The 20,132-nt window shown below is 44.2% G+C and carries 20 protein-coding genes; 18 read left to right on the forward strand and 2 right to left on the reverse strand.

Annotated elements, in window-relative coordinates:
• Positions 1–43 precede the first annotated feature (43 nt).
• The 12 genes from flhA (at position 44) to CKO50_RS11370 (ending at position 12,540) form a co-directional block, all read left to right on the forward strand.
• A complete protein-coding gene (flhA, locus tag CKO50_RS11315; RefSeq protein WP_039492505.1) occupies positions 44–2,146 on the forward strand; it encodes a flagellar biosynthesis protein FlhA in 2,103 nt (700 codons plus the stop codon).
• Positions 2,147–2,165: 19 nt separating this feature from the next.
• Positions 2,166–3,641, forward strand: a complete 1,476-nt coding sequence (flhF, locus tag CKO50_RS11320; protein WP_095728232.1) for a flagellar biosynthesis protein FlhF — start codon at positions 2,166–2,168, stop codon at positions 3,639–3,641.
• Positions 3,634–4,494 (forward strand): MinD/ParA family protein, encoded by an 861-nt coding sequence (locus tag CKO50_RS11325; RefSeq protein ID WP_095728233.1) that lies wholly within the window; start codon positions 3,634–3,636, stop codon positions 4,492–4,494. The genes flhF and CKO50_RS11325 overlap by 8 nt, the downstream gene beginning before the upstream one ends.
• Positions 4,495–4,496: 2 nt before the next feature.
• Positions 4,497–5,231, forward strand: a complete 735-nt coding sequence (locus CKO50_RS11330; protein ID WP_010369105.1) for an RNA polymerase sigma factor FliA — start codon at positions 4,497–4,499, stop codon at positions 5,229–5,231.
• A gap of 42 nt (positions 5,232–5,273) precedes the next feature.
• Positions 5,274–5,657, forward strand: a complete 384-nt coding sequence (cheY, locus tag CKO50_RS11335; RefSeq protein WP_010369104.1) for a chemotaxis response regulator CheY — start codon at positions 5,274–5,276, stop codon at positions 5,655–5,657.
• Positions 5,658–5,676: 19 nt separating this feature from the next.
• Entirely contained in the window at positions 5,677–6,453 is a 777-nt protein-coding gene (locus tag CKO50_RS11340) for a protein phosphatase CheZ (protein ID WP_010369103.1), read from the forward strand.
• Between the two features lie 13 nt (positions 6,454–6,466).
• Positions 6,467–8,695: a chemotaxis protein CheA gene (locus tag CKO50_RS11345; protein WP_095728234.1), complete on the forward strand. Its 2,229-nt coding sequence runs from the start codon at positions 6,467–6,469 to the stop codon at positions 8,693–8,695.
• A gap of 74 nt (positions 8,696–8,769) precedes the next feature.
• Positions 8,770–9,915, forward strand: a complete 1,146-nt coding sequence (locus CKO50_RS11350) for a chemotaxis response regulator protein-glutamate methylesterase (RefSeq protein WP_095728235.1) — start codon at positions 8,770–8,772, stop codon at positions 9,913–9,915.
• 130 nt (positions 9,916–10,045) lie between these two features.
• Positions 10,046–10,816, forward strand: coding sequence for a ParA family protein (locus tag CKO50_RS11355; protein ID WP_010369100.1), 771 nt, complete (start codon positions 10,046–10,048; stop codon positions 10,814–10,816).
• 8 nt (positions 10,817–10,824) lie between these two features.
• Positions 10,825–11,586 carry a chemotaxis protein CheW gene (locus tag CKO50_RS11360; protein WP_095728236.1) on the forward strand — a complete coding sequence of 254 codons (762 nt, stop codon included), beginning with the start codon at positions 10,825–10,827 and terminating at the stop codon, positions 11,584–11,586.
• 24 nt (positions 11,587–11,610) lie between these two features.
• Positions 11,611–12,108, forward strand: coding sequence for a chemotaxis protein CheW (locus CKO50_RS11365; RefSeq protein ID WP_010369098.1), 498 nt, complete (start codon positions 11,611–11,613; stop codon positions 12,106–12,108).
• Positions 12,109–12,540, forward strand: a complete 432-nt coding sequence (locus CKO50_RS11370) for a DUF2802 domain-containing protein (RefSeq protein ID WP_095728237.1) — start codon at positions 12,109–12,111, stop codon at positions 12,538–12,540.
• Positions 12,541–12,580: 40 nt separating this feature from the next.
• On the opposite strand, the gene CKO50_RS11375 is transcribed toward CKO50_RS11370, so the two are convergent.
• A complete protein-coding gene (locus tag CKO50_RS11375; protein ID WP_010369096.1) occupies positions 12,581–12,877 on the reverse strand; it encodes an EscU/YscU/HrcU family type III secretion system export apparatus switch protein in 297 nt (98 codons plus the stop codon).
• Positions 12,878–12,881: 4 nt separating this feature from the next.
• A complete protein-coding gene (locus CKO50_RS11380; RefSeq protein ID WP_095728238.1) occupies positions 12,882–15,335 on the reverse strand; it encodes a flagellar hook-length control protein FliK in 2,454 nt (817 codons plus the stop codon).
• 103 nt (positions 15,336–15,438) lie between these two features.
• Between CKO50_RS11380 and ccmA the strand changes: the two genes are divergently transcribed.
• The 6 genes from ccmA to CKO50_RS11410 are packed head-to-tail and all read left to right on the forward strand — an operon-like array spanning position 15,439 to position 20,132.
• The gene (ccmA, locus tag CKO50_RS11385; protein WP_095728239.1) at positions 15,439–16,062 is read left to right on the forward strand and encodes a cytochrome c biogenesis heme-transporting ATPase CcmA; all 624 of its coding nucleotides are present in this window, start codon (positions 15,439–15,441) and stop codon (positions 16,060–16,062) included.
• A complete protein-coding gene (gene ccmB / locus CKO50_RS11390; RefSeq protein ID WP_095728240.1) occupies positions 16,062–16,748 on the forward strand; it encodes a heme exporter protein CcmB in 687 nt (228 codons plus the stop codon). The genes ccmA and ccmB overlap by 1 nt, the downstream gene beginning before the upstream one ends.
• A 1-nt stretch (position 16,749) precedes the next feature.
• Positions 16,750–17,487, forward strand: coding sequence for a heme ABC transporter permease (locus CKO50_RS11395; protein WP_010369087.1), 738 nt, complete (start codon positions 16,750–16,752; stop codon positions 17,485–17,487).
• A 2-nt stretch (positions 17,488–17,489) separates the two neighbouring features.
• Complete coding sequence (gene ccmD / locus CKO50_RS11400) at positions 17,490–17,693, forward strand: heme exporter protein CcmD (protein WP_095728241.1); 204 nt, start codon at positions 17,490–17,492, stop codon at positions 17,691–17,693.
• On the forward strand, positions 17,690–18,169 hold the full coding sequence (gene ccmE / locus CKO50_RS11405; protein WP_010369083.1) for a cytochrome c maturation protein CcmE: 480 nt from the start codon (positions 17,690–17,692) through the stop codon (positions 18,167–18,169). Before ccmD ends, ccmE begins: the two co-directional genes overlap by 4 nt.
• A 1-nt stretch (position 18,170) precedes the next feature.
• Entirely contained in the window at positions 18,171–20,132 is a 1,962-nt protein-coding gene (locus tag CKO50_RS11410) for a heme lyase CcmF/NrfE family subunit (protein WP_095728242.1), read from the forward strand.

Consider the following 20,132-nt stretch of genomic DNA (forward strand, 5'->3'; position numbering starts at 1 on the left):
TTGCATTTGTTGCTATGTGTCAATTTTTTGCTTGTGTTAAGTTATGGAATTTAAAGCGGTTTTACAACAACTCAATCGAGATAAAAAAGAATATGCTAAAGGTGTGGGTACTCCATTGTTGGTGCTTGCAGCACTTGGCATGGTTATTCTGCCGCTACCTCCTTTTTTGCTTGATATTCTATTTTCCTTCAACATTGCATTGGCACTTGTGGTGCTATTGGTGACTGTTTATACCTTGAAGCCACTTGAATTTGGTATGTTTCCGGCGGTACTACTGATCGCGACTATCATGCGATTGGCACTAAACGTAGCGAGTACTCGCGTCGTATTACTTGAAGGTCATAATGGTGGTGATGCGGCAGGTAAGGTGATCGAAGCCTTTGGTAGTGTTGTTATTGGTGGCAACTACGCCGTCGGTTTAGTTGTATTCCTTATCCTTATCATTATTAACTTTGTCGTAATTACCAAAGGTGCGGGCCGTATTTCTGAGGTGTCCGCACGTTTCACCCTTGATGCTATGCCGGGTAAGCAAATGGCCATTGATGCGGACTTAAATGCCGGTTTTATCTCTGCAGATGACGCTAGAGCCCGTCGTGAAGAGGTGACCCGAGAAGCTGATTTTTACGGTTCAATGGATGGTGCGAGTAAATTCGTTAAAGGTGATGCCATTGCAGGTATCGTGATCCTTGCCATTAATATAATAGGTGGCCTTTTCGTCGGGATGATCCAGCATGATTTAAGCTTTGGTCACGCGATGGAAGTTTATACCATGCTGACAATTGGTGATGGCCTAGTCGCGCAAATTCCTTCTCTTTTACTCTCAATTGGTACGGCAATTGTTGTAACGCGTCAAAATGAATCGCACAACATGGGCGATCAGTTTAAGAACCAACTGGGTAATGAAAAATCGCTGGCTATCGCGTCAGGCATTTTGATTACCATGGGGCTCGTCCCAGGCATGCCACATGTAGCATTCTTAGGATTAGGCGTATTACTTGGCTATATAGCCTATTACACAAGTCAGCAAAAGAAAAAGGCGGAGATCGAAAAGGCGGAACAAGCTGCCAAAGGGCCTGCCGCAAAAGGAGGCCATCAACAAGATCAAAAAGAGCTTGGTTGGGATGATGTACAACCTGTCGATGTGATTGGTTTAGAGGTAGGTTATCGCCTAATCCCTCTAGTTGATCAAGCCCAAGGCGGGGAGCTTCTCAGTCGTATTAAAGGGGTGCGTAAAAAGCTATCTCAGGAGCTGGGCTTTTTAGTACCGCCGGTACATATTCGAGATAACCTAGAATTAGACCCAAATGCATACAATATTACTTTAATGGGAGTCGGCTCTGGAACCGGTGAGTTGAAGCATGGCGATGAACTTGCAATTAATCCTGGGCAGGTATTTGGGCCGATTAAAGGCATAGAGACTAAAGATCCTGCATTTGGCCTAGATGCAGTATGGATTAAGCCAGACCAAAAAGATGAGGCGCATTCGCTTGGCTATACAGTAGTAGATGCTGCAACTGTGGTGGCAACACATATCAGTCAATTATTAACGAATAATGCGTCACTATTACTTGGTCATGAAGAGGTACAAAATCTATTAGATATGCTTGCGAAAAGTCACCCTAGATTAGTAGAAGGCTTAGTACCTGATATTTTACCGCTCACTACCGTGGTAAAAGTGCTACAAAATCTGCTTAATGAGGGCGTTGCAATTCGAGATATGCGCTCGATTGTACAAACCTTAGTTGAGTACGGACCACGTAGCCAAGACCCTGATGTATTAACGGCTGCGGTAAGAATTTCATTACGTAGATTGATTGTTCAAGATGCCGTTGGAAGCGAAGAAGAAATTCCTGTCATAACATTGGCGCCTGAGTTGGAACAGATGTTGCATCAGTCACTTCAGAACGCAGGTGATGAGGGGGCAGGTATTGAACCTGGCTTGGCTGAGAGGCTTCAAGAATCATTAAGAGAAGCACATCACAACCAAGAAATGCTAGGGGAACCGTCCATCTTATTAACCTCAGGTATGTTAAGAAGTGTGTTATCTCGATTTGTTAAACATACAATTCCAGGTCTTAGAGTGATGTCATATCAAGAAGTGCCGGAAGAAAGACAAATTAAGATAGTGAGCTCGGTTGGACAATAGAGGATAAAGGGGCTGTAACATGAAAATTAAACGTTTCTTCGCAAAAGATATGCGTACGGCTTTAAATGAAGTAAAAGAAGAGCTTGGTGCTGATGCTGTCATCATGTCTAACAAAAAGTTAGCGGATGGCGTTGAAATCGTCGCAGCAATTGATAATGATCGTGCTGCTGCACCTGTTAAGCAAGCACCAGCTGACCGTGCGACAGCTTCAAGTGAGGCACCGACTCGCTTTGTCCGTCCTGAGCCTCGCCAAGCGCAGCCAGCAAAACAAGCGCAAGTAGCCGATAGCTTAGCGGCATTGCTTGAGCGTCAAACGCCGCGTCCTCGCTCACCAGAGCTTGCTTCAATGTTTTCCCAGTCAGGAATTGATACGGATCAAATGTTAAACAGTCAACGTAAAACACAGTCTGCAGCACCAACATACCAGGCGAAGCCTCAGCAATCTCGTCGCCAATCTTTTGACTTTGATGATGATGGATTTGAGCAACCACAGCAGTGGAGCGAGTCTGATGAGTTAGACAACGGTTTTGGTGATGATTTACCTGAATTAAGTGCAAAGCCTGACGAAATGAGTGCGATGCGTGAAGAGATGAACGCTATTCGTCAATTACTTGAGCATCAAGTGTCTGGACTTATGAAGCAAGAAATGGCACGTCGCGATCCAACCCGCGCTTGTCTTGTAGACCGCTTGGAAGGAATGGGTATAGATAAAGATGTTGCTGAGCAAATGGCGTGTTTTATCCCTGATGATGTGTCTCGTAAAGAAGCCTGGGACGCGCTGTTGAATATGGTAATTAACCAAATGCACACCACCAACAATGACATTCTTCGTCAAGGTGGCGTATTTGCGATGGTTGGTCCAACTGGTGTTGGCAAAACCACAACGGTTGCAAAATTAGCGGCATTAGGTGCACAAAAATACGGTGCAGATAAAGTGGCGCTAATAACCACTGATACCTACAGAATTGGTGCTTACGAGCAACTGGCTACCTATGGTAGAATCATTGGTTGTCCGGTTAAACAAGTTAAAGATGCAAATGAACTTGCAGAAGTGCTTTATCATTTGCGCAATAAGCGTCTAGTATTAATAGATACGGCGGGAATGAGTCAAAGAGATTTGCGCTTAACTGAACAGTTAAATACACTTATGCGTAGCGCGAGAGTAGATATTCGCAGCTATTTAGTATTAAGTGCGACAGCACAGATGAATGTGTTACAAGAAACAGTAAGACACTTCAAAAAAGTAAATTTAAGTGGCTGTATTTTCACAAAACTTGATGAAAGTCTAAGTTTAGGTGAGATAATTAGCATAGCGATTCAAAATCGCTTGCCAATAGGGTATCTTACCAACGGTCAGCGAGTGCCAGAAGACATTCGCGTAGCAAATGCTCAAAAGCTAGTAAAAAAGGCTGAGCAATTGTATTTAAAAAGAATAAAAGCACAGCACTCTCGACGTGTACCTGTAGCGTCAGAGTCAGTAGGAATGTATGATTAACACAGTTTTAGATCAAGCAAGTGGCCTGCGTAGAATGAGTCAAAATAGCAACCAGGGTGTAAAAGTAATAGCCGTGACCGGTGGAAAAGGTGGGGTGGGTAAAACCAATATCTCGCTCAATACTGCCATCGCTATGGGCCAACAAGGACAGCGAGTTCTCGTTTTAGATGCGGACTTGGGCTTGGCAAACTGTGATGTGATGTTAGGGCTCCGAGTAGAAAAGAACCTTTCACATGTGTTGTCGGGTGAATGTGAACTAGATGAGATTCTCGTAGAAGGTCCCGCTGGAATTAAAATTGTGCCGGCGACCTCTGGCTCTCAAAGTATGGTAGAGCTGACTCCCGCAGAGCATGCAGGACTTATTCGTGCATTTAGCGAGCTTAACACGCAATTTGATGTATTAATTGTTGATACCGCAGCTGGTATCTCAGATATGGTTCTGAGCTTCTCTCGAGCTGCACAAGATGTGATGGTTGTTGTGTGTGATGAACCGACTTCTATTACGGATGCTTATGCGTTGATCAAAGTTTTAAGCAGAGAGCATGGCGTTTATCGTTTTAAAATAGTTGCCAATATGGTCCGCAGTATGCGTGAAGGGCAAGAATTATTTGCTAAACTTTCAAAAGTTACAGACCGTTTTCTTGATGTAGCATTGGAATTAGTGGCCACAGTACCATTTGACGAAAACATGCGTAAGTCCTCTCGTAGACAAAGAGCAATCGTGGATTTATTTCCGAGCTCTCCAGCAGCAGTTGCAATTAAAGGACTTGCTGCCAAGGCAGTTAAATGGCCAATTCCTCATCAACCTTCCGGTCATCTAGAATTTTTCATTGAACAACTTGTAAACGGGTGATTATGGCTTCTCCGGTCAACAGAGCTGCGGGATATCAAACTTCTGACCATATCCATAAAGTGGTCGAGAGGCATGCTCCACTTGTCAAAAAAGTGGCATGCCACCTGATCGCTCGACTTCCGGCAAGTGTACAGCTCGACGATCTAATTCAATCAGGTATGATTGGATTGATTGAAGCATCTAAAAATTTCGATGCTACTAAAGGTGCTAGTTTTGAGACCTTTGCGGGGATACGCATTCGAGGTGCAATGCTAGATGAAATCCGTCGCGGCGATTGGGCCCCTCGGTCCGTACATAAAAACAGCAGAATGGTAGCCGAAGCTATATCTGAGCTCGAATCTCTCCTTGGCCGCGAACCAAAAGACACTGAAATCGCTGAAAAACTTGATATATCTTTAGATGAGTACCATCATATTTTACATGATGTAAATGCAAGTAAAGTCATCGGCATTGAGGATCTAGGGGTTGATGAAGATGTGATAACCCCAGCAAACAGCGATTTTGCGCTAGACAAACCGTTTAATAACGTTAAAAATGAACGTTTTAACGAGTCTTTAGTAAATGCTATCAAAGCACTACCCGAAAGGGATGCTTTGGTGTTGTCACTTTACTATAACGACGAAATGAATTTAAAAGAGATTGGTGCCATCCTTGATGTCAGTGAATCTCGAGTAAGCCAAATTCACGGTCAGGCAATGATAAAGCTTAAAGCTAAAATCAATGACTGGATAAATTAGAGTACATAAATTAGTTGGGTTCGAACCTCACTGGAGGAAGTTTTGGATAAGAACATGAAGATTCTCGTGGTTGATGATTTCTCTACTATGAGAAGAATAATCAAAAACCTATTAAGAGATTTAGGCTTTACCAATGTTCAAGAAGCTGATGATGGAAGTACAGCACTTCCGATGCTACAAAATCAGGAGTTTGACTTTGTAGTAACTGATTGGAACATGCCGGGCATGCAAGGTATTGATCTGCTTCGTGCAATACGCGCAGATGAAAAGCTTAAGCACATTCCAGTGTTGATGGTTACCGCAGAAGCGAAAAAAGAACAAATTGTTGCAGCAGCGCAAGCTGGGGTGAACGGATATATTGTTAAACCGTTTACTGCAGGTACGCTCAAAACTAAGCTTGAAAAAGTATTTGAGCGACTAGGCTAACAGCAAGGGGATATGGCCTATGTCTGTAAATGCTGCGCCTCAAATTACACTTGAACAAGCTAAACAACTTGTTGAGCTTCTAGAGCAAGGTGAACAAGAAAAAGCTGACCAGCTGATTTTAGAAGCTGCTAACAAAGAGCAATCGGAGTTATTTGCAGAAGTCGGAAAGCTAACTCGCCAATTACACGAGTCCTTGAAGAATTTTGAGCTGGATACTCGACTCTCAGATCTCACGACAGAGGCTATACCTGACGCCAAGCAGCGTCTTAATTATGTTATGGAAATGACAGAAAGCGCTGCTAATAAAACGATGGACGCGGTCGAAGAAAGCTTACCTCTTGCGCAGAATCTTGCGGATGAGTTAGCACAAATAAAGCCCACTTGGGATCGGTTGATGAGCAGAGATATTCAACTCGGTGAGTTTAAATCTCTGTGTCATGATCTCGACAGCTTTATGCAGACTTCAAAGACACGTACAGACGAATTACAAGGTTTAATGACTAACGTGCTGATGGCTCAGGACTATCAGGATTTGACTGGGCAGGTTATTCGGCGCGTCATTGAGCTTGTGAGAGAAGTAGAAGATAGTCTCATTCACCTTCTAACTGTGTTTGGTACTTCAGATGAAGCGCCTTCCACTGCTGTGAAAGCGAATGAAAACGAAATAAAAACAACTGAGACTATCAGTGATGAATTGTCTGGACCTGAAGGTCCAATTATTGACGCTGAATCGCGAGATGACGTGGTTTCTGGTCAAGACGAAGTCGATGACTTGCTATCTAGTTTAGGCTTCTAGTTGGAGAGTGTGTATGAGCTTTGAAGTCGATGAAGATATCTTGCAGGACTTTCTTGTTGAAGCAGGCGAAATATTAGAACTGTTATCTGAACAGCTTGTTGAACTAGAAAATAATCCCGAAGATAAAGAACTTCTCAATGCGATTTTCCGTGGCTTCCATACCGTAAAAGGTGGAGCTGGCTTCCTAGGTATGACCGAACTGGTTGATGCCTGTCACGGTGCGGAGAACGTGTTTGATGTACTACGACAAGGGCAACGAAAAGTAACTTCCGAATTGATGGATGTTATTTTGCAATCTTTGGATACGATCAACGAAATGTTCGCATGTATTCAAAACCGAGAGGAACCAGAAGCGGCCGATCCTGTGTTGCTTGAAACCCTCCATAAACTCAGCCAACCAGCATCTGAAGACGAAGTCAGTGAAGTGATTGAGGAACCTGTTTCAGAGCCAGAATCTGTTGTACCAGATTTAAGTGCGGATGATATTCTATTCGATGCGGATGCGGATGCAGATTCAGGCGATGATAGCGGTTCTAGCATTGATGAGATAACAGAAGAAGAATTTGAAAATCTATTAGATGAGTTACACGGCTCTGGTAATGCGCCTGCTGTCGCACCGGCGGCTAAACCTGAAGCTGTATCAACCGCAGATGATGGTGATATCACCGATGACGAATTTGATAACCTTTTAGATGAACTCCATGGTGTTGGTAAATTCGGTGGAACACCAAATGCTGAAGATGCTGCTGCTCCAGAAGTGAGTGAACCTAAAGTTAAAACATCACCAGCAGCCTCAAGTGAGTCAACTAGCGATGAAGAAATTACCGACGATGAATTTGAAGCTTTGCTGGATGAGCTTCATGGTAAAGGCAGTGCACCTAAAGCGGTAGATGAATCGCCAGTAGATGTCTCTGAGACTAAGCCTGCTCAACCTGAGCCCGTTAAAGCAGCGCCAGCGCCGAAACCTGCTCCAAAGCCTGCGCTCAAAGTTGAAGCTAAGCCTGCGACTCCAGCACCGCAAAAAGAGCCTGAAGCGGCGAAGGCTTCCGCATCAGCTGCTGTGAAGAAACCTGCGGCACAAGCAGAGACTACTGTACGAGTTGATACTAAACGTCTTGATGAAATCATGAATATGGTTGGCGAATTAGTATTGGTCCGTAATCGTTTGGTTAGCTTAGCGAATAACACCAACAGCGAAAGTATGGGGAAAGCTATTTCGAACCTCGATGTAGTCACCGCTGATTTGCAGGGTGCCGTGATGAAAACGCGAATGCAGCCAATCAAGAAAGTATTTGGTCGCTTTCCTCGAGTAGTGAGAGACCTTGCTCGCAGCTTGAAAAAAGAAATCAACCTAGTTTTACAAGGTGAAGAGACGGATTTAGATAAAAACTTGGTTGAAGCGCTTGCAGATCCCTTGGTCCACTTAGTGAGAAACTCAGTAGATCACGGCATTGAAATGCCTGACGTACGCGAAGCGTCAGGAAAACCAAGAATGGGTACGGTCACGTTGTCAGCATCTCAAGAGGGGGATCACATTCTTCTCACCATTAGAGATGATGGTGCCGGTATGGATCCAGAAAAGCTCAAAAAAATTGCTATAAATAAAGGCGTTATTGACTCCGACCAAGCAAGTCGACTGTCCGATACTGAAGCCTATAATTTGATCTTTGCGCCTGGGTTTTCAACAAAAGAACAAATTTCAGATATTTCCGGTCGTGGTGTTGGGATGGACGTTGTTAAAACGAAGATCACGCAATTGAATGGCTCGGTAAATATCCAATCAGAATTGGGTGTTGGTACCGTATTAGAAATTAAGGTACCGCTTACACTAGCTATTTTGCCCACCTTGATGGTGGTAGTCGGAGAACAAACGTTTGCATTACCACTTGCTGGTGTGAACGAGATCTTCCATTTAGATTTGACTAAAACGAATGTGGTTGATGGTCAGTTGACTATCATAGTGAGAGAAAAAGCAATTCCGTTATTTTATCTCGAGCATTGGTTGGTAAAAGGTGCGAACAGAAGCATGAGAAAGGCTGAAGGCCATGTTGTCATTGCGCAAATTGGCACTAAACAAGTCGGTTTTGTGGTTGATTCTCTGATAGGCCAAGAGGAAGTCGTAATCAAACCACTAGATGCGTTATTACAAGGTACACCAGGTATGGCTGGTGCTACCATCACATCTGATGGTGGTATTGCGTTAATCCTTGATGTCCCCAACTTATTAAAATACTACGCCTAATTTTATTAGGCGTAGTTCGAATTCTAGAGCGGCATTTGCTGCTCTGCTGTAGAGCAAATTAAAGAGCGTTGCCAATGGCAGTTAAAGTGTTAGTCGTAGACGATTCTAGTTTTTTTCGTCGTCGAGTCAGTGAAATTTTAGAAAAAGACAGTGAAATCAAAGTTATAGATTTCGCAGTTAATGGAAAGGAGGCGGTTGAAAAGGCCGCTTCATTGCGTCCAGACGTAATTACGATGGACGTGGAAATGCCCGTGCTTGATGGGATTAGTGCGGTGAAGCAGATCATGCAGGCCACTCCGACCCCAATCTTAATGTTTTCTTCGTTAACTCGTGAAGGTGCTAGTGCTACGTTAGATGCACTGGATGCGGGCGCTGTAGATTTTTTACCGAAAAAGTTTGAAGACATCGCTCGTAATAGCGAAGAAGCAATTAAATCGTTACAAAATAAGGTAAAGGAAATTGGCCGCCGTCGCGTTAGCCGTTTTACTCGCCCTACTATTGCGACTCCGCCAAAGCGCGCCGAGTCTAGAGCAACTCGCGCTGATACAGGACGAGCAACGATCCCTCAACCGGATAGAAGTTTTCAGAGACCGGTATCTGGTGGCACATCCAGTGCTGCGGGTGCTAGAGCATCGGGTAAGAAATATGGACTGGTTGCAATTGGTACATCAACAGGTGGACCCGTTGCACTGCAAACAATATTGACGCAGTTGCCAGCAAACTTTCCTCATCCAATTTTACTTATCCAGCATATGCCAGCCGCATTTACACCTGCGTTTGCAGCAAGATTGAATAGTTTATGCCAGATTAAAGTTAAAGAAGCAGAGCAGGGTGATAGATTAATGCCAGGCATGGCCTATCTAGCGCCTGGCGGTAAGCAAATGCTGGTTGAAAATCGCGGTGGTAGTAAGACACTTAAAGTGTTTGAAGATGATAGCCCAAGGATCACTTATAAACCCAGCGTTGATGTGACATTTGCAAGTGTTGCAAAAGCTTATGGTGGCGACACGTTAGCGATTGTCTTAACGGGAATGGGCGCAGATGGCCGAGATGGTGCTCGTATGCTAAAACAGGTGGGAGCCACTATTTGGGCGCAAGATGAAGCGACTTGTGTTGTTTATGGTATGCCTCAAGCTGTCGCCGGCGCTGGACTTTCGTCGGATAGTATTGCCCTACAAGATTTTGCTGCGAGAATTAATAAAGAAGCGGGTAACCAATAACAGACCAAGTCATTACTTGGTTGCTTTGCTTGAAGCTTGTAAATATCAAACGTCTAAAAAGAATGAATAACATTGAGTTGGTATAGTATCTATTGAACAAAATCAATAGTGATAAGCGAAGGAATATAGAGTGAAAATTTGGACAGTAGCAAATCAAAAAGGTGGCGTGGGTAAAACCACGACAACGGTGAGCTTAGGAGGCATTCTTGCTGAACAGGGTCACCGAGTTTTGCTTATTGATACCGATCCACATGCTTCACTGACATATTACTTTGGTATTGATTCTGAAGAGCTAGAAGTCAGTGTGTATGATATTTTTGCACGTGGTAGCAGCATGACGAGTGAAGAAATTTTACAGTCTCTTTGCCCATCAACTATTGAAAATCTTGATATTTTGCCTGCCACTATGGCCATTGCTACGCTAGATCGAAGCATGGGTAATAAAACGGGCATGGGGCTTATCTTAAAGAAATCGCTCGAAAAAATAGCGGATCAATATGACTATGCTATTTTAGACTGTCCACCAGTGCTTGGGGTATTGATGGTTAATGCATTAGCAGCGAGTGAGCGAATTTTGGTACCGGTTCAAACGGAATTTTTGGCGTTGAAGGGACTAGATAGGATGATGCGCACGATGGAGCTGATGCAGTCTTCACAGCAAAAACAGTACCAATATACTATTATTCCAACTATGTATGATAAACGGACTAAGGCGTCGTTGGAGGCGTATAAAACGTTGCTAGCAACATACAAAGAGGCCGTTTGGCCAGGCGTGGTGCCCGTGGATACCAAATTTAGGGATGCGAGTCTTGCACAGCAAGTCCCTGTACAATTTTGTCCTAAATCACGAGGCGTATTCGCTTATCGTGCACTATTGGACTATTTGAAGCAGTTAAGCTAGAGAGCATAATGAGTAAGCATTTATTTGCAAATGAGAAGGTGATGAAGCAGTATCTTGGTGCCCTGTTGCAAGAGGAGCCAGAGATTGAGCAATGCGAATTATCACCAGTTGCAAAGCTACTTGAACAAGTAAAAGAACCAGAATCAAAACTTGAGGAAATAGAATCCTCAGTCGTAGTTGCAACAGAGCGACAGGAGTCGGTGAGTGAAGTTATTCAAGAGCAACCGAGTAAATTAGCTCAAGATCTTGAAGTCACTGAAAATACATCTATTATCAAAGAACAGACAACGATAGAATCTGTTTCTGCAAGGGAAGCCTATCAAGAAGGTGAATTTCAGGCATTGTTTTTTGAAGTGGCAGGCTTAACACTGGCGGTTCCGCTGAAATCACTTGGGGGAATACACCAACTGGGCGAAGTTAATCAACTCTTTGGTAAACCTAAATGGTTCAAGGGTGTGATGCTAAATCGTGAAGAAAAACTCAATGTTGTTGATACTGCACGATGGGTGATGCCTGAAAAGTTAACGCCAGAATTAGAAGATGCTTTGGATTACCAGTATTTGATTACACTTGGGGATAGTAACTGGGGACTGTTAGCAGAAAAACTAGTCAACAACTTAACCCTCAAGCCTGAAGACATAAAGTGGCGCACAGCGGATGGTAAACGGCCTTGGTTGGCTGGGGTGATTAAAGAGAAAATGTGCGCGCTGATTGATGTAGAGAATTTAAACCGTTTGCTAGAACAAGGCCTCGATAGTCGAGAGCAGTAACTAGTATATTGATGGAGTGAAACCATGAGCCAAGATAGACTACTTTCTGCAGACAAAAATGCTGATAGTAATGATGAAGTATTGCAATGGGTTACTTACAAGCTTGAAGAGGAAACTTACGGTATCAATGTAATGCAAGTGCAAGAAGTATTACGTTATACCGAAATTGCACCAGTCCCAGGTGCGCCAAGCTACGTACTCGGGATCATTAATCTACGTGGTAACGTTGTAACGGTTATAGACACGCGAGCTAGGTTTGGCCTGCAAAGTGCAGAAGTAACGGATAATTCAAGAATTGTGATTATCGAAGCCGAAAAGCAAGTTATTGGTATCTTAGTCGATAGCGTTGCTGAGGTGGTTTACTTACGTAGCTCGGAAATTGACAGCGCGCCAAACATTGGCACTGAAGAGAGCGCTAAGTTTATCCAAGGCGTATCTAACCGAGAAGGCGAGCTATTGATCTTAGTCGATCTTAATAAGCTATTAAGCGATGATGAATGGGATGAGCTGAGTCATATCTAGATGTCTGAAGTAGTAAACGCACAAACCGTTTTACTCGTCATATCAATAACCTCAAGCATACTTGCGTTAGTATGCTTGAGGTTTGTTTTTGTGCTGGGTAAAAAATTACAGAATGCGCAGGGCCAAACAGCGCAACTTTCGAGCTCACTACAAGGATCTGAGCAACAAATAGCAATATTACGCAGCGAAGTTGCAGAGTTACGTGCCAGTATCATGAGTATTGGCAAGCGGGTGGTCGCAACCGAGCAAGAATTGAATGATGTTGCGAATCAGCAAGCGGCACAGAAATATGATGACCCCGACGCAAAAATGTATTCTCGTGCCGTGAAAATGGTGGAACTTGGCGCTGATATTGAAGAGGTGATGCGCGAGTGTGAGTTGCCAAGAGCTGAGGCAGAGCTGCTCATGTCTTTACATAACAAATCAAAATGATTGTCTAGCAAGTAGAAAGTAGCAGGTTAGGAAATTTTGGCTATGCCTTAATATCTAGCTTGCCACGAAAACCTTCCCAACCAGGTGGAAATTTACCACGCATAATGTAAGAAAAAGCGATGAGTTCAGCAATCACATAGTAGAGTTCCCTTGGGATCTCTTGGTGTAACTCAAGTGCACTGAGTGTTTGCGCTAATGATTCATCCTCATGGATCATGATGTTTTTCTCTTTTGCCAACGCAATAATTTCCTCTGCCAGCTCACCATATCCTTTAAAGGTGACCTGAGGTGCGCTTCCAGCTTCATATAACAGTCCAATAGCAGATTTTTGTGTCATCTCTTTACACCTTAATGTTGATAATTGCGTGTTCATTAAAGAACTTATCTTGAAAGCTGGCTTCTTCCCTAAGGCCTATTTCAGCGACTTGCAGCCCATGTGATGCTAACTTATGCCTGAGCGTTGCCAAATGTGGTTCTGCGAGCTGCTTGACCTGATTGGAGGTGGCTATTAATGCGCATTCTAGGGCTTTATCCATCAGCTCGGCTTGGGCATGGATCTGACCTTTTTCTGCAAAATCAAAACAAAGACGAATAAACCACACAGATTTCTCTGGCATGCCAGGTTTGGGCGACTTTTTATATTCCCCTATTTGTAATTGTGTTTGCTGTTGCTCTTGTCCTACTTTAGTGGGGAAGAGCAGGTTAACAATCAACTGCGCTTCGCTGTCTTGTTTGGCATAGTTGGTCGCTGTGGTTTGTGATTGTTGCGGTTGTAATTGGTTATGTAATTGCCCCAATTCGTTTAACAGCTCTTTTGCTTGTGGTTGTTGTAGCGCGTCTGCTGTTTGCTCGGGTGAGGTCAACTTCAGTTGTGGCAGCAGCGCATCCAGTAAAGCGTGTATTTTTTGCGTTGCTTGCTCATTACTTTGAGCTAGGTTTGCCACCTGACTACCTAATAGTGACACAATTAAACGGTCTAACATTTGTGTAAAGCTCGATTGAGTTAAACTTGTTGGCGTGTTGGCAAATGTTGCCATGCCCAGTTGGCTTTCTAACTGGTTTTTAATGGTAATCGCGTTGACCGAGCGCTCATCAAGCAAACGCGTAAATGCTTGGTTGACTAATTTCTGTAACTCAGGCGTCTGTTTGAATGTTTCTGCTTTTGCGAGCCTTTCAATAGTTGCAGAAGCTTGGTGTAGTATATTTTGTGTGTTTCCTTTTTTTTGTTCGGGCTTAGCCATGGGCTGAGTAAGCAGGGCTTCAATTACCCCTTTAATTTGATTGCTGGTAGGCTGCGGTACTTGAGAAGGCGTAGTGGTTACTTTTGTGCGTTGTGAATGTGTAGATTGCAACTGGAACGTTTTAGCAGAATCTACAGGCGCAGAACTCGCTTTACGATAAAGCGGCCGCGCTAAGACTTGTGTCAGCTGTTCAACTTGCTTATTGCTAAGCGACAGTTTACCCGTGAGAGTGTCCAATAATAAGGACAGGGCTTTTTGTTTCACCTCAAAATCAACCGGTGGCGCTTGATATTTTGGTGTTTCTGCGAGCTGGTGTTGTAAGTAACGAGCAATGGAGCTGGCTAACTTTTCTTTTTGCAAAGGTGTGTGACTTTTTTGCAATGGTAATGGTTGCTTTGCCATCAGCTCTGTAAGATTAAGTTTTATTTGGTTTGAGAGTTGTTGCAGAGGCGTGCTTGGTTTATTCTCATTGTGAGCACTTACTTTCTCGCTTGGCGAAATCAGAGTTGAGACCGAGCGACTCAAAACATCATTTTTACCTTTCTCGACTGGGGAGTTCGCGGGCTGAACAGCCTGATTTGTGAGTGGCTTCCCAAAAGGTCTTCCGATCAGGACTTGCAGTGCTTTTGCTACTGTTGACTTAATTTGCTGCAGGTTGACTTCAAGTAATGGTTTGTCATACGCCAGAGTATGTATTGTTCCTGAGCGTGACTCAAACGGTAATGGGGCTTCCTTACTAACCGCGCTTACCTGTTGCAGCAAAGCGCTAAGCGGCTTTATGGTTTCTACTTTTACTTGCTGCGCAGGTTTAGTGATATCAATTCCATTGAAAGCCGTTTTTACTTCGCCCTTTTGCCATGTGGTGGCAGCCGGCCAGTTACTGCTAATTGGCGATAAGACTACAGGACGATCATTAATTTTAAGTGTTACTCCACTTGGCTGCGGTTTTACCTCAACGCTGCTAAGTTGGCTAGAGATAAGTTTTGCAATCATTGACTTAGGTAAAGCCGTATTAAACAGCAAGTCTTTAAATTGATTGACGACCTGCAAGGAAACATTACTTTGTTGGGCACTAAGATGCGCAATAAGTTTGTTTTCACTTGCGAGCAATTGTGCCACGGCTTGCGGAAGCGGTATTTTTAAATCAAGTGCCTTGATGTGCAATGTGGCGTCTGGCAACGTGGTTGCTGAAGACTGTACTACTGGGCTTGGCGTATCCGTCTTTAGCGTCGTTAAAATATCAAAAAGCTGTTTTGTCAGCGTTACTTGCGCTTGTAATTTGGGCGTTTGGAAGGTGACCAGCTTGCCAGTTTCATCGATACTAACCTGGGCTTCTGGAAGCTGATTGGGCTGAGTTGGAGGCTTAAGCGCTAGTTGGATAGTTTGCCAGCGGCCATCAATTGCCACATCCATTTTTAGTTTATCGTTACTAATTTGGATATTCTTTGCTGTAAACGGTTGGTTTTTGGCTAAGTCTAATCTCGATACTTCGCTATTATCTGTGCTTATCACAGATGCTGTCGTCGTATTTGTTGTAATTGGCAGCTTATTCATTATTTTAAATCAAATTTTCGCTAATCGGTCGCATCGGATTATTCGTATTACCATACCATTATGTTAGACTAACGCCCAATTTTAGGTAAAGAGAAGCCCAAGTTTGCTAGAGATAGACGCCGTCACTTGTACCAAACAAGATAGATGCTTGTTTGACTCATTAAGTTTCACTCTCCATGCGGGGCAGATCATGCAAATTGAAGGCCCAAATGGTGCCGGAAAAACCTCTTTGTTGAGGATCATTGCTGGGTTCGCCAGAGCGGACGAAGGGCAGATCCGCTACAACAGCACTGACATCCGTGCTGATTATGATTCATTCGCAGCCGATTTATTATTTATTGGTCATAAGACAGGTGTCAATCAACAACTTAGTGCCTACGAAAATGTCCAACATTGGCTTATGGTTCATGGGGCTCAGGCCGATGAAGAAGAAGTCTATGCACTGCTTGCTAAGCTCGGCTTAATCGGACTTGAAGATGTACCTGTGCGAACGTTATCTGCGGGCCAACAGCGCCGTGTTGCGTTAGTACGTTTGTGGCTGAATCAGGCCAAGCTTTGGGTGCTAGATGAACCATTTACTGCGCTGGATAAAAAAGGGGTCGCCATGTTGCAAACCCAGTTCCAGTCTCATCTCGACAAGGGGGGCGCCATTTTATTGACGACCCACCAAGATTTAACCGCACATTTTGCACAGTTACAAACCTTGGCGTTGGAGTACCGTTTGTAATGCAGACTCAACATTCTTATTGGTTAGCTTTTAAATCGGTTTATGCCAAAGATGTGACCTTGGCCTTTAGACAGCGAGCTGAGATAGTCAATCCTTTGTTGTTTTTCCTTATCGTGATCACCTTATTTCCGTTAGCAATTGGGCCCGAACCTGCGCTGCTTACCAGAATGGCTCCGGGTATTATTTGGGTAGCGGCGCTTTTATCGACTATGTTAGGTCTAGATAAATTATTTAGGGACGATTTCAACGACGGCTCATTAGAGCAATTGATTGCTTCACCTTATCCTTTATCGCTATCAGTATTAGCAAAAGTAGCAGCGCATTGGACAGTCAGTGGTTTGCCAATGGTGGTGCTTGCGCCCTTGTTCGCGCTGTTAATGAATCTCGAATCGCAGTCTCTCAATGCGACTGTATTGACCTTACTGATAGGTACACCGTTATTAAGTTTTATTGGGGCCATTGGCGCAGGACTCACCGTTGCATTGCAAAAGGGTGGCATTTTAATGAGTTTACTCGTCCTTCCGCTTTATATCCCCGTATTGATTTTTGCAACGTCCGCCATAGATACCAGTAGCATGTCTTTAGCGTATGGTGGTCAGCTTGCAATCCTTGGTGCGATGCTTGCCGTCGCAATTGTTGCCGCACCAATTGCCATATCGTCAGCTTTAAGAGTGAGTGTAAGTTAAAATGTGGAAGTGGTTACATCCTTATGCCAAAGCGGAGCGTGCTTACCAACTGTGTAACACCTTGCTTCCTTACTTTGCCGTGATTGCGGTAGTGGGCTTAATTGTTGGATGGGTTTGGGGGTTAGCCTATGCGCCAGCCGACTACCAACAAAAAGACAGCTATCGTATTATCTTTATTCATGTGCCGTCGGCTATCTGGTCAATGGGCGCATACTCTTCTATGGCTATTGCGGCTATTGTTGCCTTGGTATGGCAAATTCGTAATGCTGAACTGGCGGTTATAGCAATTGCACCTATTGGTGCGGCAATGACTGCGATTGCGTTAATCACTGGTGCAGCTTGGGGTAAACCTATGTGGGGCGCTTGGTGGGTCTGGGATGCAAGATTGACCTCAGAGCTTATTCTATTGTTTTTGTACTTCGGTGTTTTGTCTCTATATCATGCCTTTGAAGATAAAAAATCAGGTGGTCGAGCTGCCTGTATTCTTGCCATTGTCGGGGTCGTTAATCTGCCTATTATTCATTTCTCGGTAGAGTGGTGGAATACGCTGCATCAGGGATCAACTATCACCAAATTTGATACTTCAGCGATTGATCCTTCCATGTTGTGGCCTTTGTTGATCAACATAGTGGCGTTTGCTGGTGTGCTTGGCGTGGTTACGCTAATTCGTTTGAAAAATGAAATTTTACGAAGCGAGCAGCACCGTCCTTGGGTCCGCGAATTAGTGAATAGGGGTTAATCATGCAGTTTGAATCCTTCAGTGAATTTTTAGCCATGGGTGGCTATGGCTTTTATGTTTGGCTCTCATTTGGCTCATGTGCATTAATACTGGCTGGTATGTTAGTCGGCTCTATCTTGGATGGTAAGGCGCTAAAGCAAGCAGTTAAAGCGCAAATGGCAAGAGAAGCACGGATTAAAAAAGCAAAAGAGGAGTCACAAGCATGAATCCTAGACGCAAAAAGAGATTATTCACCGTTGTGGCCGTTATCTTTGGTATTGGCGCAGCGGTCGGGCTTACGCTTTACGCACTACAAGAAAATATCAATTTGTTTTACACGCCGAGCGAGCTTGTTGAAGGTAAAGGTGAGTTAAAAGAAATCCCGCAAATTGGCCAGAAACTGCGTATTGGCGGGATGGTTGTGCCAGGCTCAGTGGTGCGTGATGAAACGTCTTTAGATGTGTCATTTAAACTTATTGACACTGGTCCTATGGTTACTATTCGTTATAAAGGCATTCTTCCTGATCTATTCCGTGAAGGTCAAGGTATTGTAGCGCAAGGGACGTTAGTTGAGTCTAATGTAGTTGAAGCGTTTGAAGTACTTGCCAAGCACGATGAAGAGTATATGCCATCAGAAGTGGCAGAAGCCGTGAAAGGCATTAAGCACGAAAAGCCAAAATATAATTTAAACAGCGAGAACTAAAATGGTCCCAGAAATAGGTTACTTCGCCTTAGTTCTGGCGATGGCATTGAGCTTATTACTGTGTATTTTCCCATTGTGGGGTGCTTATACGGGTAATTTGAGGCTGATGAAAGCCGCTCCTTCACTGGCCGTTGGTCAGTGTATTCTAGTTGTTTTCTCATTTATGGTACTGATCTACATCACATTAATGGATGACTTTACGGTTGCGTATGTGGCACATCATTCGAGCAGTACTTTACCTTGGTATTATAAAATCACCTCAACATGGGGTGGACACGAAGGCGCAATTTTACTGTGGTTGGTAATGCAATCCATGTGGACCATGCTGGTTGCTGTGATGTCAAAGTCGCTACCGTGGGTATTACGAGCGCGTGTGTTAGGTGTACTTGGCTTTTTAGGGGTGGGTTTTATGCTCTATACCCTGTGGATGTCGAGCCCGTTTGAGCGTTTGCTTCCTTACTTCCCTGTAGAAGGGCGTGATTTAAACCCATTGCTGCAAGACCCAGGTATGATCATTCACCCGCCGCTCCTTTATATGGGTTATGTTGGCTTATCTGTGTCTTTCTCTTTTGCAATTGCTGCGCTTTTAACCGGTAAACTTGATAATACTTGGGCTAAATGGTCTCGTCCTTGGACAATGGCCGCATGGGGCTTTCTTACTCTAGGCATTACAATTGGTAGTTGGTGGGCGTACTCAGAGCTTGGCTGGGGCGGTTGGTGGTTCTGGGATCCGGTGGAAAACGCTTCACTGATGCCTTGGCTTGTTGCAACCGCTTTATTGCATTCACTCGCAGTAACGGAAAAACGTGGTGTGTTTAAGTCTTGGACAGTACTACTTGCTATCACCGCGTTTAGTTTATGTTTACTGGGTACCTTTATCGTTCGCTCAGGCATTATCGTATCGGTGCATGCGTTTGCAACCGATCCTGACCGTGGTTTATATATCCTGTCATTCTTAGCTGTGGTTGTGGGTGGCAGCTTAGCGCTTTACGCACTGCGCGTAGCTCAAGTATATAGCGAAGGGCGTTATCAATTCATTTCGCGTGAAGTGGCGCTATGGATCAACAATATCTTCTTAGTGGTTGCGACCTTGATTGTATTATTGGGCACGCTATTGCCTATGATCCACAAAGAGTTGGGCTTAGGCTCTATTTCTATTGGCGTACCTTTCTTTAACCAAATGTTTGCGATATTAATCGTGCCGTTCGCGATTTTGCTGGGTTTAGCCCCTATGCTGCGCTGGAAACAAAATAAAATGCCGCCACTAGTGAAAAAATGGGCTGTATTGATTGCGGTGAGTTTAGTGCTCACCGCGACGTGGTTGTACTCGAGCTACGAAGTGGTGGCACCACTAACGTTTGTTGCGACAGCGCTGGCTGTGTGGATAAGTGTGGCTACTGCTGCTGACTTATTTAATAAAGTGACTGTTCACCCAAGTGTTGCGATCGGCTTTAAAAAGCTAGGATTGAGCTATTGGGCAATGGTACTTGGGCACATTGGTATTGCCTTTGTTATCGCGTCGGTGACGCTAACTTCAGCATACTCAGTTGAGCGCTCCGTGAGCATGAAACCCGGTGAAACGGCGATGCTAAACGAGTACGAATATCGCTTTGATGGCGTAAAAGAAATTCGAGGCCCGAACTACGGTGGTCATGCTGGCGTAGTGACGGTATTCAAAAATGGTAAAAAAGTAACCGAGCTGCATGCAGAAAAACGCCGTTATGATGTAGGGATGCAGTTTATGACCGAAGCCGCTATTGATGATGGTTTCTTCCGTGATTTATATTTAGCACTCGGCGAGCCGCTTTCTGCAGGCGCGTGGTCGCTTAGGATCTATCACAAACCATACGTACGCTGGATGTGGCTAANAGGTGGGCTACTTATCTCTTTTGCCGGCTTCATTGTGCTTGCGGATAAACGCTACCGCAGCCGCGTGAAAAAATCATCCCAAGTGGAGGCTTAA

It is taken from the genome of Pseudoalteromonas sp. HM-SA03, from assembly GCF_002289345.1.
Classification (GTDB): domain Bacteria; phylum Pseudomonadota; class Gammaproteobacteria; order Enterobacterales; family Alteromonadaceae; genus Pseudoalteromonas.

Bases quoted from the DNA above. Each gene is read 5' to 3' on its own strand.
- CKO50_RS11325 (WP_095728233.1), top strand. From the start codon at position 3,634: ATGATTAACACAGTTTTAGATCAAGCAAGTGGCCTGCGTAGAATGAGT.
- CKO50_RS11350 (WP_095728235.1), top strand. From the start codon at position 8,770: ATGGCAGTTAAAGTGTTAGTCGTAGACGATTCTAGTTTTTTTCGTCGT.
- CKO50_RS11330 (WP_010369105.1), top strand. From the start codon at position 4,497: ATGGCTTCTCCGGTCAACAGAGCTGCGGGATATCAAACTTCTGACCAT.
- flhA (WP_039492505.1), top strand. From the start codon at position 44: ATGGAATTTAAAGCGGTTTTACAACAACTCAATCGAGATAAAAAAGAA.
- ccmB (WP_095728240.1), top strand. From the start codon at position 16,062: ATGCAGACTCAACATTCTTATTGGTTAGCTTTTAAATCGGTTTATGCC.
- CKO50_RS11365 (WP_010369098.1), top strand. From the start codon at position 11,611: ATGAGCCAAGATAGACTACTTTCTGCAGACAAAAATGCTGATAGTAAT.
- ccmD (WP_095728241.1), top strand. From the start codon at position 17,490: ATGCAGTTTGAATCCTTCAGTGAATTTTTAGCCATGGGTGGCTATGGC.
- ccmE (WP_010369083.1), top strand. From the start codon at position 17,690: ATGAATCCTAGACGCAAAAAGAGATTATTCACCGTTGTGGCCGTTATC.
- CKO50_RS11370 (WP_095728237.1), top strand. From the start codon at position 12,109: ATGTCTGAAGTAGTAAACGCACAAACCGTTTTACTCGTCATATCAATA.
- CKO50_RS11395 (WP_010369087.1), top strand. From the start codon at position 16,750: ATGTGGAAGTGGTTACATCCTTATGCCAAAGCGGAGCGTGCTTACCAA.
- CKO50_RS11380 (WP_095728238.1), bottom strand. From the start codon at position 15,335: ATGAATAAGCTGCCAATTACAACAAATACGACGACAGCATCTGTGATA.
- flhF (WP_095728232.1), top strand. From the start codon at position 2,166: ATGAAAATTAAACGTTTCTTCGCAAAAGATATGCGTACGGCTTTAAAT.
- CKO50_RS11375 (WP_010369096.1), bottom strand. From the start codon at position 12,877: ATGACACAAAAATCTGCTATTGGACTGTTATATGAAGCTGGAAGCGCA.
- CKO50_RS11345 (WP_095728234.1), top strand. From the start codon at position 6,467: ATGAGCTTTGAAGTCGATGAAGATATCTTGCAGGACTTTCTTGTTGAA.
- CKO50_RS11360 (WP_095728236.1), top strand. From the start codon at position 10,825: ATGAGTAAGCATTTATTTGCAAATGAGAAGGTGATGAAGCAGTATCTT.
- CKO50_RS11340 (WP_010369103.1), top strand. From the start codon at position 5,677: ATGTCTGTAAATGCTGCGCCTCAAATTACACTTGAACAAGCTAAACAA.